Source organism: Pyxidicoccus sp. M6 (genome assembly GCF_055568925.1).
This window is the reverse complement of sequence record NZ_CM145714.1, coordinates 9,668,258-9,682,488: the sequence shown is the minus strand read 5'-3', so window position 1 is coordinate 9,682,488 and position 14,231 is coordinate 9,668,258. Positions and strand designations below refer to the sequence as shown.

The 14,231-nt window shown below is 68.2% G+C and carries 12 protein-coding genes and 1 pseudogene; 9 read left to right on the top strand and 4 right to left on the bottom strand.

What is annotated here, in order from left to right; translation table 11 throughout:
* Positions 1–50 precede the first annotated feature (50 nt).
* Entirely contained in the window at positions 51–179 is a 129-nt protein-coding gene (locus ACVTJA_RS37950) for a hypothetical protein (protein WP_465827554.1), read from the bottom strand.
* 99 nt (positions 180–278) lie between these two features.
* Positions 279–593: a GFA family protein gene (locus ACVTJA_RS37945; protein ID WP_465827552.1), complete on the bottom strand. Its 315-nt coding sequence runs from the start codon at positions 591–593 to the stop codon at positions 279–281.
* A gap of 229 nt (positions 594–822) precedes the next feature.
* Between ACVTJA_RS37945 and ACVTJA_RS37940 the strand changes: the two genes are divergently transcribed.
* The 9 genes and pseudogenes from ACVTJA_RS37940 (at position 823) to mtgA (ending at position 10,163) form a co-directional block, all read left to right on the top strand.
* Positions 823–2,106 (top strand): phytoene desaturase family protein, encoded by a 1,284-nt coding sequence (locus ACVTJA_RS37940; protein ID WP_465827549.1) that lies wholly within the window; start codon positions 823–825, stop codon positions 2,104–2,106.
* Entirely contained in the window at positions 2,103–2,981 is an 879-nt protein-coding gene (gene sigJ, locus ACVTJA_RS37935; RefSeq protein ID WP_465827546.1) for an RNA polymerase sigma factor SigJ, read from the top strand. Before ACVTJA_RS37940 ends, sigJ begins: the two co-directional genes overlap by 4 nt.
* A gap of 248 nt (positions 2,982–3,229) precedes the next feature.
* Complete coding sequence (locus ACVTJA_RS37930) at positions 3,230–3,781, top strand: hypothetical protein (RefSeq protein WP_465827544.1); 552 nt, start codon at positions 3,230–3,232, stop codon at positions 3,779–3,781.
* Between the two features lie 99 nt (positions 3,782–3,880).
* The gene (locus ACVTJA_RS37925; RefSeq protein ID WP_465827541.1) at positions 3,881–4,090 is read left to right on the top strand and encodes a S26 family signal peptidase; all 210 of its coding nucleotides are present in this window, start codon (positions 3,881–3,883) and stop codon (positions 4,088–4,090) included.
* A 105-nt stretch (positions 4,091–4,195) separates the two neighbouring features.
* Positions 4,196–5,117, top strand: a pseudogene (locus ACVTJA_RS37920) (NAD-dependent epimerase/dehydratase family protein).
* Complete coding sequence (locus tag ACVTJA_RS37915) at positions 5,089–5,589, top strand: WbuC family cupin fold metalloprotein (RefSeq protein ID WP_465827538.1); 501 nt, start codon at positions 5,089–5,091, stop codon at positions 5,587–5,589. Before ACVTJA_RS37920 ends, ACVTJA_RS37915 begins: the two are co-directional and overlap by 29 nt.
* Positions 5,590–5,705: 116 nt before the next feature.
* On the top strand, positions 5,706–6,353 hold the full coding sequence (locus ACVTJA_RS37910; protein ID WP_465827536.1) for a macro domain-containing protein: 648 nt from the start codon (positions 5,706–5,708) through the stop codon (positions 6,351–6,353).
* 496 nt (positions 6,354–6,849) lie between these two features.
* Complete coding sequence (locus ACVTJA_RS37905) at positions 6,850–9,108, top strand: M4 family metallopeptidase (RefSeq protein ID WP_465827532.1); 2,259 nt, start codon at positions 6,850–6,852, stop codon at positions 9,106–9,108.
* A 155-nt stretch (positions 9,109–9,263) separates the two neighbouring features.
* Positions 9,264–10,163, top strand: coding sequence for a monofunctional biosynthetic peptidoglycan transglycosylase (mtgA, locus tag ACVTJA_RS37900; protein ID WP_465840623.1), 900 nt, complete (start codon positions 9,264–9,266; stop codon positions 10,161–10,163).
* 309 nt (positions 10,164–10,472) lie between these two features.
* On the opposite strand, the gene istA is transcribed toward mtgA, so the two are convergent.
* Complete coding sequence (gene istA, locus ACVTJA_RS37895) at positions 10,473–11,423, bottom strand: IS21 family transposase (protein ID WP_465827529.1); 951 nt, start codon at positions 11,421–11,423, stop codon at positions 10,473–10,475.
* A 522-nt stretch (positions 11,424–11,945) separates the two neighbouring features.
* Complete coding sequence (locus ACVTJA_RS37890; protein ID WP_465827526.1) at positions 11,946–13,763, bottom strand: serine hydrolase domain-containing protein; 1,818 nt, start codon at positions 13,761–13,763, stop codon at positions 11,946–11,948.
* Positions 13,764–14,231 lie beyond the last annotated feature (468 nt).

Sequence of the window (14,231 nt, the reverse complement as noted above, 5' to 3'; positions counted from 1 at the left end):
GCCGCGCGCGCCGGGCCGCCCCAGGGCGTGCGTTGCTCCAGGCCGTCCGCTCAGCCCGGTTGGAACGTGGCGGACAGTGCCTGTGCCAGGGACGTGGTGGGGCGGCCGATAAGCCGGCTCAGCGTGCGGCTCGTGTCGTCGAGGTCGCCCCGCCCCGTGGCACCCGTGATGACCAGCATGACCGCCTCCGCCTTTCTCGCTCAGCAGGGACGGACCCGAGGGCCCGGTCCAGGCTGAAGACTTCTCCTCGCGGCTTCAGGATGCCCCGAGAGAGGGTGTCAATCGATGTACTGCTCTGTACCGGCGCCATCGAGGTGCCGCACGCGCACCTTCGATAGAAGCCCGAGTGGCATGAGTCGGGCGTTGACGCCCATCCGGTCATATGCCGGGTCGAGCGAGGCCCAGTGTGAGACACAGCCGCAGTGGGCGCAGCGATGGAAGGCAATCTTCTGCTCGCCCCACTGGTATGTGGCCTGGGCAGTTCCTTCCGTACGAACGTGGACCTGTCGAGGCGAGTAGTACGCCCACAGCACGCCATAGCGGTAACAGATGGAGCAGTTGCAATCGGTGACCTCGGTCGGCTCGGACTTCACCTCGAGCGAAACGCGACCGCAGTGACACGTGGCGAGAATCATCGTCTGCTCCGCGAGAAACCCCGGCTCCTGCGCCCTGCGCGCAGATGCTTCGTGCAGGAACCCTAGCAGTGAATGTGGAGGCGCCAGGCCCCGCCTGTTCCCAGGGGCCGCTACCTGGTCCCGGGCCATTCCTCGTCCGATGTACCAGGGGGTGTCACAAACGCTTGGACCACCCGGTCTTCAGGGCATGAACTCGACACGGGAACAGCGAGACATGGTGGTGATTGGCGGAGGAATCGGCGGTCTGGCCGCTGCCGCCCTCCTTGCGCGCGGGGGACGGACCGTCACCCTGGTGGAAAAAGCGCCCCGGTTCGGCGGCCGCGCCATCACCACGGAGCGGGAGGGCTTCAAGTTCAACCTCGGCATTCACGCGTTCTACTCGGGAGGACCCGGCGAGTCCGTGCTGCACGAGCTCGGCGTCACCTTCTCGGGCGGGCAGTCGGACCGCTCGCTCTACGAGTGCCAGGACGGAGCTCGAATCGGAAGGCTGCCGGTGGACGCGGCCTCGCTCGCGACCAGCACGTTGCTGGACTCCGCGTCGCGCACGGAGCTCGCCCAGCTTCTCCGCCTGCTCAGGACCGAGCCTCTTCACGTCTGGCGGGGTCGGCCCGTGAGCGCCTGGCTGGACCATCATGTGCGGCATCCCGTGGTGCGGCGCTTCCTCGAAGCGGCGGTGCGGCTCGGGACGTACACGCACGCGCCCGACGAGGTCGACGCGGCGTATGCGCTGTCGCTCGTGGGCTCTCAGCGCGGAGCGCTCCTCCTCGACGACGGTTGGCAGACCCTGGTCAATGGGCTCGAGCGCGCGGCACGCGCGACGGGCGTGGAGATGATTCACGGGGCCGCCGTCATGGGCATCGAGCTCGGGCCGCCGCACACGGTGCGACTCCCGACCCGCACCCTGCACACGAAGGCCGTGGTGGTCGCCACGGATGTGATGACCGCGGCGCGACTGCTCAATCTTCCCTCGGTCGAGGCGTGGGCGGCTCATGCGCGACCCGTGCGCGCGGCGTGCCTGGACCTCGCGCTGCGCTCGTTGCCGGAGCCGCGGCGCCTGGTGGTGCTGCGCCTGGACCAGCCTCTCTACTACTCCGTACACTCCCGCTCGTGCCGGCTCGCTCCGGGCGACGGCGCGTTGCTCCACCTGGTCAAATACCTGCCCTTGAGAGCGTCTGACCTCGACGAAGATTCGCGCGAAGACCGTCGCCAGCTCGAAGCCTGGCTGGATGAACTCCAGCCCGGATGGCGCGAGGTGGTGGTGGCCTCTCAATTCCTTCCCCGCATCCAGGTCTCAGGGGACGCCGTGACGGCCGGACGGCAAGGGCTTCAGGGGCGTCCCTCCTCAATCGTTCCAGACGCGCCCGGCGTGTACCTGGTGGGGGACTTCGTCGGAGCGCAGGACCATCTGGCGCACGCCAGTCTGGCCAGCGCGGAAGCGGTTGCGCGGGACGTCCTGGAGCGCGCGGCATGACGGCGAGCGGCGACGAAACCTTCCTGGCCCACCGGGCGGTGCTCCTCTCCATTGCCTACAACATGCTGGGGAGCGTTGCCGAGGCGGAGGATTGCGTTCAGGAATCCTATCTCCGCTGGCAACGTGCCAGTCAGGCCATGGACGGCGAGGCCATCGGGTCGCCGCAGGCGTACCTGCGCCGCGTGGTCGCGAACCTCTGCATCAACCGCCTCCAGTCGGCAGCCGCCCGGAGGGAGTCCTACGTGGGCGTCTGGCTCCCGGAGCCCCTGCTCGAGAGGGAAGCCACGCCGCCGGGCGAGACCGCCACCGAGCAATCCGAGACGCTCTCGATTGCGCTCCTTCGGGTGATGGAGTCGCTGTCACCGGTGGAGCGCGCGGTGTTCCTGCTCCGGGAGGTCTTCGAGCGACCGTACCCCGAGATTGCACGTGCCGTCGGCAAGAGCGACGCCCACTGCCGGCAGCTCGTGCACCGAGCGAAGGAGAGACTCGCCCTGGGGCAATCCCGATTCAGCGTGTCATCGGACGAGCACCAGCGGCTCGCCCTGCGTTTCGCGGAGGCGTGCGCGAGCGACGACGTCCATGCCCTCGTCGAGGTGCTCGCCACCGACGTGAGTCTCTACAGCGACGGAGGCGAGGCGCGCGAACCCATCCACCACGCGGACGCCGTCGCGCGGTTCATCCTGGCCGGCCGGGCACGCTTGAGCCAGGGCTCCTCGTGGTCGTGGCGCCTCGCCAGGGTCAACGGGAAGCCCGGTGTGGTGGTCCTCGTCGACAGCTCCGTGTACGCCGTCTTCGCGCTCGAGGTCCGCGCGGGTCGCATCGACGAAGTCGACATCATCGTCTCACCTTCGAAGCTGCGCCATCTCCAGGCGTGAGACGGAGCCTCCAGGCCGCTATTCAATACCGGGTTGCAGTACGCCCGTGTGGCTCGAACCCGCGGGACGGCCCCGGGCGCACGGGGCGTCCGGGCTCGTCGATGAACGACTGGCGACAGCGGCGCCGCTGCATGGCGCGGCGTGCAGCGGCCCGCTCTGGCGTCGGGCTTCAGACCGGCGCATTCCTGGCCGACCCCCGACAGGCCCGGTACCCTGCGCGCCCCTCTCTCTCGAAGGAGCTGTACCCGGTGTCCATCCGCAGAACGACCGCCAGCACCCGCAACGTCACCGTCAGCGCCATGCTCGACCCGGCCCTGAGCAGCGCGCGCGACGCGCTCCAGACCTTCCTCGAGAAGGCCCTGCGCGCCCAGTTCGGCGCCGGCTGGCAGGCGACGCTGGAGCGCGACCGGATGGCGCAGGGCCGTCCCGAGAGCGAGCGCTGGGACTGGGGCAGCATCAGCTACCGCCTCGGGCACTTCCGCTCGCCGCAGGCCACGGGCGGCGGCGTTGTCACCGAGCCGCTCGTCGCGCTCGCCCGGCTCGCCAAGGCCTACCGCAACCTCTTCCAGCACGAGGAGCTCACGGACGCACAGGTGCGCCACGCCATGGAAGGGCTCGCGCTGTTGCAGGAGGCGCTGGGCAACAAGACGCGCGCTTCCGAGGCCCGCGCCGCGCTCGAGGTGTGGGCGGGTCCAGCCCGCGCGGCGAAGCGCCCGGCGCGCAAGGCTCCGGCGGCCGCGAAGCGCGCGAAGCCCGCGGCGAAGAAGAAGGCGCCGAAGGCGAAGAGCGCTCGACGCTAGCGCCAGGGCTTGGGAGTAGGGGAGCAGAGGAGATGGTGTCGAAGGCGAAGCGCGCTCGACGCCAGCGGCGGGCTCGGGAATGAGGGGAGCAGGCGAGCGTTGAGGCGCTGCCCCACCACCGGAGCGCACCGGGGCAACTCCGCCGACAGCCGCTTCTGGGGCCTCGTGCCGCGCGCGAAGCTGCTCGGGCGCGCGGTGGCGGTGGTGTACAGCGCGCGCGACGGAATCTCCGGCACCGAGCGGCTGTGGCTGCCGCTCACTCCGGGCAGCGAGGACTCCCGACTGCTGGAGCCGCACGGTCCGCGCTGAAGAACGCCGCCGCACCGTCTTCCGCGCGCAGGCCAGGCGAGCGTCCGCGGACGTTCGCGCGGCTCCATCACGCAGGCCGGCCCGGTCGCTCCATCCGGAGTGACCATGCCAACCGATAGAATCCTGACCTCGCATCGTGTCCTCATCACTGGCGCCTCGGGCTTCATGGGCTCCTGGCTCGCCGAGTACCTGGGCCAGCAGGGGGCATACGTCATCAACCTGCTCTCGCAGTGGGAGCCCCACGGGCGCTTCGTCCAGAGCGGCCTCGTCCACCAGGTCCACAACGTCATCGGGCAGGTGGAGGACTTCGCCCTGCTGGAGCGGCTCGTCGCGGAGCAGGGCGTGGACACGGTGTTCCACCTCGCGGCCATCTCCCTCGAGGGGCGCGCCTTCCAGTCGCCCCATACTGCGATGGAGGTGAACGTCCGCGGCACGTACAACGTCCTGGAGGCGTGCCTATGACGTCTCGAAGTCGTGCGCGGACCTCATCGCCCATGCCTATGCCCACAGCTATGGCCTGCCCGTGACGATGGGACGATTCGGCAACATCTACGGCGGCGGAGACCTCAACTGGAGCCGGCTCATCCCCAACACCCTTCGCCGGTTGCTGGACGGACAACGCCCGCTCGTGCGCATGCCACCGCAAGGGGACTTCATGCGCGACTTCCTCTACGTGCGGGACGCGGTGCGGGCCTACATGGCCATGTTCGAAGGACTCGACGCGGGCGTGGCCCGGGGCGAGGCGTTCAACTTCGCCATGGGCGGGAGCTGGACGGTGCTCGAGGTGGTGAGGACGCTCCAGCGAATCCTTCACCGCGAGGATCTCGTGCCCGACCTCCTTCCCGCCTCGCACGGGGAAATCCACCACCAGCACGTGTCCGCCGAGAAGGCACGGCGGCTCCTGGGCTGGGCCCCGCGCTACACCCTGGAGGAGGGACTGCGGGAGACGGCCGAGTGGTACCGTGAGCACCTGAGCGCCACCTCCTTCTCCGAGCCGCATGAACGACCCCACGCCGTTGCCTCGTGAGCTGCTGCTGCGGCTCTGCGCGGAGGCCGCCGCCAGCAAGCGCCTGCGCACCACGCACTGTCTCCACGCCCCCACGGACCGCGTGCAGCGGATGCTGCTCGCGTTGCAGCCGGGGACCTATGTCCGGCCGCACCGGCATCCGCGTCCACCGGGGCGCGATGGCTTCGAGTTGCTGTGCATGGTGCAGGGAGCCCTGGGCGTGATGGCCTTCGAGGAGGATGGCCGCATCCACTCGCTCCATCACCTGCGTGCAGGTGGGGCCCACTGGGGCATCGAGCTGCCCGCGCGGACCTTTCACTCCGTCGTGGTGCTCGAGCCGGACACGGTGGTGCTCGAAGTCAAGGAGGGGCCCTACGAGCCTCAGGGCGAGAAGGAGTTCCTGGCCGGCTTCCCCGAGGAGGGCGCTCCCGAGGCCCCTCGGATTTCCGCGGGCTGGCGGGCCCACTTCAGTCCAGGCGAACCTGGCTTGTAGATGCCGCTCTCCACGAGCGGGGCGTGCACTCGCGGGGCGACAAGCCCGCTGGACAACGTGACAGGTCCCGCGAATGCTCTGGCGCATCCCGTTCGTGTTGGCTCCGAGGTCCGTGCATGGGCTCCAGGCTCGAGTCGGTCGCGGTTGCACAGGGCAATCTGGTGGACGGCGACGCGCGCGTGCTCGTCAACGCCTCCAACACCAATGCGCAGCTGGGCTCGGGTGTCTCCGGTGCCATCCGCCGCGCCTGCGGTCCGGGCTACCAGGAGTACATCCTCACCGCGCTGCATGAGCGCTTCGGCGGCCCCATGGCTCCGGGTGAGGTACTCGTGACGGACGCGGGCACGCACCCCAGGGCGAAGTGGGTGGCGCATGTCGCGGTGATGGACTACCGCGAGGGCATGCACGGGGGCTCGTTCCCGGACCTCGCGCGCATCCGCGAGTGCTGCGTGAAGCTGTGGGACGCGCTGGAGCGCATCGAGGACTCCGCTCTCTCCGTGGCCATGGTGGCGCTGGGGACGGGGACGGGTGGGCTCGGGCTTCGCGACTCGGTGGAGGTCGCCTGCACGACGCTCTCCGAGCATCTGGCGGCGCGGGAGCACTCCAGGCTGACGCGTGTCGTGTTCTACGGCTACTCCTTGCACGAATACGCGGCGACCGTGGACGTCGTCTCCCGCTACTTCGAGCTGCCCGAGGGCTCCGTGCCTCGGGAGGTGCAGGAGTTCGTGGAGCGCTGCCGGGAGGCGGATCGCCGCGGGAAGTAGGTGAGCGCCCCATTCCCAGGGGTGAGAACGGGGTGCTCTCGTCGCATCGCGGAGACGCGGCGCGCCCGTGCCGCGAGCGAAGAACGGACGCGTGGAATGGCCCCCCGCTCCAGCCCCCTTCCGGCCGGAAGGCGAGAGTGGCTCATGAATCTTCTTGGTTCGTTCATGATTCATGCACGAACCGTGATGTGGACCGCTCGGGGGAAGCGAGCCGGGCCAGCCCGGGGTGGAGGAGCGCGACGCTTTCGCGGAGGGCCTCCGCCAGGTCCGCAGCAGCAGCGTCCAGAGTGGATTGGAGAAGCCCTCCACTGTCGGCAACCAGATTGCAAAGAGCCCGTGGTGGTCCAGCGTGGCGGGGCGTGGACAGAGGGCGGACTGAAGCCGCATTCCGCGCGCGCCAGCGTCTCCCCTCTGCTCCCCTGGCTACCCAAACCAACAACTTCTCGGCGTCTCAGTGTTCTTCACTCAGGGTAGAGTGCCCTTGGAGGAAGCGAACTTGAGCCATCCACTTCTGAGGCCACTTTGTGCGGCGTCTCTGGCGTTTGTCTTCACCGCGTGCAACTCCACCGAAGAGCAGGCTGAGACCGGGGACTCGCTGACGCTCGCGAGTGAGAAGGACGGCGCGGACATCCAGCAGGCGCTGAGCGCGATGAACGGGGTCTCCGTCCTGTCCAGTCAGCGGGATGGGACTCCTGACTTCATCAAGGGCACCCTGGGCAAGGCCGAGGGGGCGGCGCGGGGGCTGTCGGCGGTGGACGCGAAGGCCACCGTGCAGGCCGCGCTGGAGAGCATTGCTCCAGTCTACGGCCTCCGCGCGGAGGACCTGGTCTTCAGGCGGATGTCCGTGGACGGGAACGGGCACCAGCACCTGCGCTTCAGCCAGTTGAAGGAGGGGCTGCCCGTCATCGACGGTGAGCTCGTCCTTCACGTGGACCGGGCCGGTGTCGTCTACGCGGCCAACGGCTCCGCGCGTGACACCCGAAAGCCGAGCCTCGCGCGCGCCCAGCCACGGCTCTCCGCGGAGGCCGCTGCAACGGTAGCGCTCGACGCGACTGTCGCGCCCACCCGGGAGGCCAGGACCGAGCGCCTGGTGTACTTGCGCGACGCCAACGACAAGCTCGTCCTGGCTCACGAGGTGCGGGTGACTGGCCTGCTGGCCGCTGGCACCCCGATGAATGACCGGGTGTACGTGAAGGCCAGTGACGGCGCGGTGGTGCGGAGGGCTCCGCGAATCTTCAACGCCCTGAGCCGCGCCGTGTACAGCGCCAACAATGGCAGCAGCCTTCCAGGCACGCTCTCGCGCTCCGAGGGCCAGGAGGCCGTCAGCGACCCCGTCGTGAACGCCTGCTATGACGCGCTGGGTACCTTCTACAATTGCTTGCACACGCTCTTCGGCCGCGACTCCTACGACGGCGCTGGCGCGGCGTTGACGTGCTCGACCCACTACGGCACCAACTATGTCGGCGCGTTCTGGAACGGCACCCAGTTGGCGTGCGGCGATGGCGACGGCACGAGCTCCACCCCGCTGTGCAATGACCCGGATGTCGTCGCACATGAGATCGCCCACGCGGTGACCATTGCCGAGTCCGACCTCACCTACTCGGGCGAGTCTGGCGGCCTCAACGAGAGCTTCTCGGATGTCATTGCCGCCACGTGCGAGAGCTGGACTCGAGGCTTCGTGCTGCCGGACGCGGATGTCTGGAAGATTGGCGAAGACGTCTGGACGCCTGGCACCGCGGGCGATGCGGTTCGCTACATGAATGACCCGATTCTGGGTGCCGGGTCGGTCGACTACTACCCGAACTACACCCCGAACATGGACGTGCACTTCAGCGCGGGCATCCCCAACCTGGCGTTCTCGCTGCTGTCCACGGGAGGCACGCACCCGCGTGGCCGGACGAGCGTGGTGGTGCCAGGCATCGGCGTCGAGAAGGCGGCGCGCATCTTCTACAAGGCGAACGTCGACATCTGGACCGCCTCCACGAACTTCGCGCAGGCGAAGACGTACACGGAGCAGGCCGCCCAGCAGCTCGGCTATGACCAGACCACCGTCGATGCGGTGAGCGCGGCGTGGCAGGCCGTGGGGGTTGGGGTGAGCATCCCGCCGCCGACTCCCATTCCGCTGCTCAACAACGTGGCGATGACGGGGCTGGCTGGGAGCATGGGCAGCTCCACGTATTACAAGCTCACCGTTCCGGCCAACCAGTCCAGCCTCACCTTCACCACCATCGGCGGCACGGGGGACGTGGACCTCTACGTGAAGTTCGGTTCGGTTCCGACCACCAGCAGCTACAACTGCCGGCCCTATCAGTCCGGCAACACCGAGACGTGCCAGATCAGCAACCCCGCCGCTGGCGACTGGTATGTGATGCTGGATGCCTATTCCACCTATTCGGGCGTGTCGCTCACCGGCAGGTACTCCGGTGTCATCTGGGACAATTTCCTGAGCAACGGTAACGCCACGGCGCCATACGGCGGCGTCAAGGAGGCATGGACCTGCTGGCTGCTCACCGTGCCCTCGGGCAAGAGCTCCCTGGTGTTCAACCAGGTGGGGGTTTCTGGCACGACGGGGGACGCGGACCTGTACGTCCGCTTCAACGCGACGCCGACGCTCGGTTCCTTCAACTGCCGTCCCAACCAGTGGGGCAGCACCGAGACGTGTACCTTCAGCAACCCGGCCGCGGGCCCCTGGTTTGCCTGCTCATACGGCTACTCCGCCTATACGAAAGTCACCATGAAGGGCACCTACAAGTGACGCTCCGGCGCGAGCGCTTCGGCCGTACGCACCGAAGTGAGCCTTGACGCCCTGGCGACGCGCATCGTCTGCCTCGTGCTCCGCATTCCCGCGAAGTCCGGCCCCGGCCGTCTTCTGGACAGCGGGTGTCTACCGGGGCAGATATGCGCACACCGATGGCCTCCCGCCCACCCCCCGCGCGAGCTACTTCCGTCCGGACGCAGAAGACGAAGCAGCGACCCTCCAGCGCCCGAAGCGTCGTGGGGAAGCGCCCCGGCCCGGGCTGGGGGCGCTGGGCGCTGGGCGGGTGGCTGCTGCTGGTCCTCTGGCTCAGCACGGAGTACGCGCGGCTGCCCGACGTGAGTCCCCTGCAGACGCAGAACCCGCGCACCACCGCGCTCATGGCGCAGCGGGCCGAGGAGGCGCGCGAGGCGGGCAGGAAGCCACGCGCGCGCAATGCCTGGGTGTCCCTCGGCGCGGTGGCCCCGCACGTGGTGGACGCCGTGCTGACCTCCGAGGATGCGCGCTTCTACCAGCATGAAGGCGTGGACTGGACCGAGGTGGAGAACGCCCTCGAGCAGTCGGTGCGCGCGGCGCGCCTGGGTCGCGGTGCCTCCACCCTTACCCAGCAGTTGGCGAAGAACCTCTACCTCTCCACGGACCGCAGTCTGCTGCGCAAGGCCAAGGAGCTGCTGCTCGCGCGCCGGCTGGAGGCCCACCTGTCCAAGCAGCGCATCCTCGCGCTGTACCTGAACGTCGTGGAGTGGGGGGAGGGCGTTTACGGCATCGAGGCGGCGGCACGCGAGCACTTCGGCACCTCGGCGCGGGAGCTCAGCGTGGCGCAGGGTGCGATGCTCGCGGCCATGCTGCCCGCCCCGCGCCGCTGGCTGCCCGCCCAACGGCCCGAGGCCCTGCGCACCCGAGCCGGCGTCATCCTCGGGAGGCTGGAGCACGAGGGGCGCATCAGCGGGGCGGAAGCCCGAGAGGCCCGGGCCGAGCTCTCGCGCTTCTTCGGCGTACCGCCCGCGCCCGACTCCATCGCGGAGGCCATCACTCCGCTGGCCGCGGGAAGCTGAGCCTCACGCCTCGCGGCAGGAGGTGGAGGCGGCGGGATTCGAAGCCGCACAGGCGGATTTGGTCCCTGCTCGGACCAACGGCTGTCCGCCCGGCTTTCCCTCTGAAAAGAGGGGTGGCCTTCCGTCCGGGTGAGTCCAGGACCGTCCATTGAATTTGGTTCTTTTTTGGTCCCACAGGGAGCCAAACGCCGATTCGTTGCGTGCCCAGGGCACTACCGCCACGCCACCTCAGGACAGTAAAGCTACCCTCCTAAGGTGCGCAGCGGCAGCCAAGGCATAAGCGCGGCCTCTCTCCCTCAACCACCGTGCTCAGCAACACATCTCTTCGAATACGTCCCGGCGTGACTTCTTCAGCTTCTTCATCGGCCGGTGGTTGAGCTTCTCCAAGAGGGGCCGCACCGCCTGGCGCACCTCCTCCAGCGAGAAGAAGGTGCGATGGCGCAGCGCCGCCAGAATCCACCGCTCGGCCAGCAGCACGCCTTGCTCCACCTTCGCCTTGTCCCGAGGCCTGCGCACCCGGGCCGGAATCACCGCCGCCCCGTAGTGCCGCGCCAGCTCCGCGTAGGTGGGGTTGAGGTCGGGCTCGTACCGGTGCGGACTCGTCACCGCGCTCTTCAGGTTGTCCGGCACCCATACCTGCGTCACCCCGCCCATGTACTCCAGCGCGTTGACATGGCACTGCACCCACGTGAGCAGGTCCTCGCTGAGCACCGGCTCCGCGTACGTGAAGTTGCTGGCGCCCAGCACCGCCAGGAAGAGCTTCGCCTTCCTCTTCTCGCCCGTCCTCGCGTCCACCACGTCCACGCCGTCCCCGCTGAAGTCCAGGAAGAGCTTCTCGCCCGCCACGTGCGTCTGGCGCATCGTCACGCTCAGCGTCCCGGCCCACCGCGCGTACTTCTCGCAGAACTGGCTGAACTGGTAGCCGTCCGGTTGCTCCGCCTTGTACTCCTCCCACAGCAGCTGCTTCGTCACGTGCCTCTTGCGCAGCTCCAGGTGCATGCGCGCCCAGTCGGGCTCCGGCCGGCCCGGGCGGGGTGGGCCCTCGTCGGCGAACAGCACCCGCTCCAGCGCTGCGTCCTCGTCCAGCTCCGGCGGCAGCGGCCACGCCAGCTTCGCCGCCCGCACCCGGCCCAAGTACCCGCTCACCGTGCTCGGTGACACCGAGAGGCTGCGTGCTATCGCCCGCGGGCCCAGCCCCTTCTCCAGGTGCAGCCTCAGAATCTCCCTCAGCTTCCGCATGGACAGCCTCTCTGCCGCCACCGCCTCCTCCTTGCGGAGGTGGCGTGGTCGGCGCTCTGTCCAGCGTCGTCAACGTTCCGGCTCGGCCTTCAGAACGCGAGGTCCTCAGCCCTGCGACAGCCTCACTGCTTCAGCCTGCTACAGCTGTTCGGCTTGCTCCGGAATCGGTGTTCGGCATGCCCCGGAGCGGGTGATCGGCTTGCTCCGGAGAAGGTGTTCGGAATGCTCCGGAGCACGCATGAAGGCCGGGCGGCGCAGTGGTTCGTTGCCATTCCCCGAGGCGCTGGGAGCCTTCGCGGTGCGCTACGCCGAGCACACCGTGGCGGCGGGTGGGACGATGACAGACGCGGCGCAGAAGCTGGGCGTGTCCGGACCGACGCTCTACGAATGGCGCAAGGGCCGCCCCCGTCCGAAGCCCGTCGAGAAGAGCGCGGCCCTGGTTCCGGTGCGCGTCAGCGCGCGGCCCGCCGCAGCGGCGGGGGCGGGAGTGCAGCAGGGGGGCTCCTTCTTCGCCTCCCCCACCGTCGCGGCAAAGGTGGTCAGTTACGGCGCCGGCAACTGCTTGGCGATCTCGCGCGCCATTGCTTCGAACGACCCCAGGTTGCCCCAGCGATTGGCGACCACGGCGATATGGACGTTGCTCAGGTCGAGGCCTTCCGGCGTGACATAGCCAGCCGGGTACATCACCACATAGGCCATGCCGCCGGGAGTGCCGCCGTTGTGCTCCAGGGTGCCATCCCCGCCTTGGCCCCAGCCCATGCGGTCCATGTCGGCGTCGCTGTACTTGCCGTCGAGCTTCGCGGTCAGCACGGTCAGCGCGCGCGCCGTGCCGCGGTAGCCGCCGGCAGCCAATCCAACGGTCGAGGCCACGTACGGTCCCGGCACGGCCTGGCCGTTGACGAGAACATGGTTGGCCGAATCGCGCGAATCCGGGCTGGCCGATTGCGGCTCGATATCGTCCGCCACGCCGGCGGGTACCAGGTAGCTGTCGCGCACGTAGTCGCGGTAGGTCTGGCCCGACATCTTTTCGATCAGCAGCGTCCAGAGTCCGAAACCGTGGTTGGAATACTCGGCGTTGCCGCCCGGCGTGCGCAGCAGCGGCCGCGTGCGTAGGAAGTGCTGGTGGATCTGCTTGTAGGTGACGTTGGCTTCGGGGATGCCGAACAGTTCGGCCGTGCCCGCGAGATCCCCGCTGCGGGTGAAGCCGGCGCGGTGGTCGAGCAGGTGCTGGACGGTGATCGACCCGTACATCTGGGTCCAGTTGGGGCCGGCCAGCGAGCCTGGCAGGCTGTAGGAATAGGGCGCGATGTATTGAGCGAGGTCATGGCTCATGCCCGAGCTGGCCTTGCCGTTGCCGAACCATGCATACACATGGTCGTTGGAGGCGATCGCCATGCCGCGGATGTCGTAGCTCGTGCCGCCAGCCTGCGTGGCCCAGGTGTACGGCTTGGGTGCGGAGTAGTAGTCGAAATCCATCGACGTGCCTTCGCTATAGGTGCGGTCCTGGTACCAGACATAGACGTGGTCGTTGGATTTGGCGATCGCGATGCCGACGATGTCGTGCGCGGTCTTGCCGGCGGGCAGGTCCACCGCAGTGGTGGTCTCGGGGCTATACAGGCGCAGATCGCTGGGGGTGCCGATCGAGCGGGTGAGCCGCGGCGAGTCGGTCGATACAGTGCGGGCATCGTTGTACCAGGTATACACCCGGCCATTCGCGGCGATGGCGATCCCGGTGATATCGACGATCTGGCGGCCCGGCGGCAGGGTGTATGGCTGTGGTGCGTTGTACTTGTCCAGATCGTTGGTGGCGCCTTCGCTGAACGTGCCGTCGTCATACCAAGTGATTGTGTGGTCGTTCTCGTCGATATCCATTTCGACGATCGGTGTATGGCGATTGACGCCGCGTGCGATGTCGTTGGCAAAGTCGTTGCCGAATATGCCGTTGGTGCCGTACAGCGTCCGGGTCTGCGGATTGATACCCTTGTCCGCCATCAACTGAAAGCCGGCCGGGCCGGTGATCGTGGCCTTGGTCACGCTGCCAATGCAGGAGCGGGTGTCGGCGGTCATCACCTGCTGGGTCTGGGTATTGGCGTAGCCATAGCCCTTGTTGAACAACAGCTTGCCGTTGCGGGTGGCGGCGACGGTGACGCCCGGCAGTGTGTCTACCTGCATCTGAGCCCACACCAGCGGATCGATCTTCATTTCCAGCGGGCTCAAGAGCTTGGGCGGATTGAAGACCGGGTCATTGGGATTCGGCATTTCGCAGTCCTGGCATTGCTGGGCATGGGCCGGACCGATACCGATGGTGGTCAACAGGACGGCGGAACCGACCAGGACCAGCGTACGAGACGTAATGAGCATTGCGGTGCCTCCTTGATGTGGATGGGAGATGGAACGCCTGGCCCCCTTCTTGGCGTCGCATGAAAATTGCCAAGCCCCCCTGCGTTCAGCGTGGGATGTCGCCCACTGCATCTGTCTATTGCAGCCGGCCTGCCAACGCGCCCCGAGCCCCGAGGCCTCCAGTCCACCGCCTGAGCGAAGGGCAATGTCTGCCCTTGAGGGCATCTCACACGGGGCAGAGCTTGCCCGTGGGGCAATCCTTGCCCTGCCCGTGATGGGGCCCGCCGTCGCGCAGCCGCCCATCACCATCGCCATCAGGAACGGCTTCCGCAGGTGCGGAGGAGGCGAGCGCGGGGCTTGAGGCAGCGGCCAAGAAGGAGCGGATGAAGGAGAGGACACCGCGAGTGGACTGGGCGGAGTTGCTCAGGAGGACGTTTGACTTCGACGTGTTCGCCTGCGTGAGGTGTGGCGGCAGGCGGCGAGTGCTGG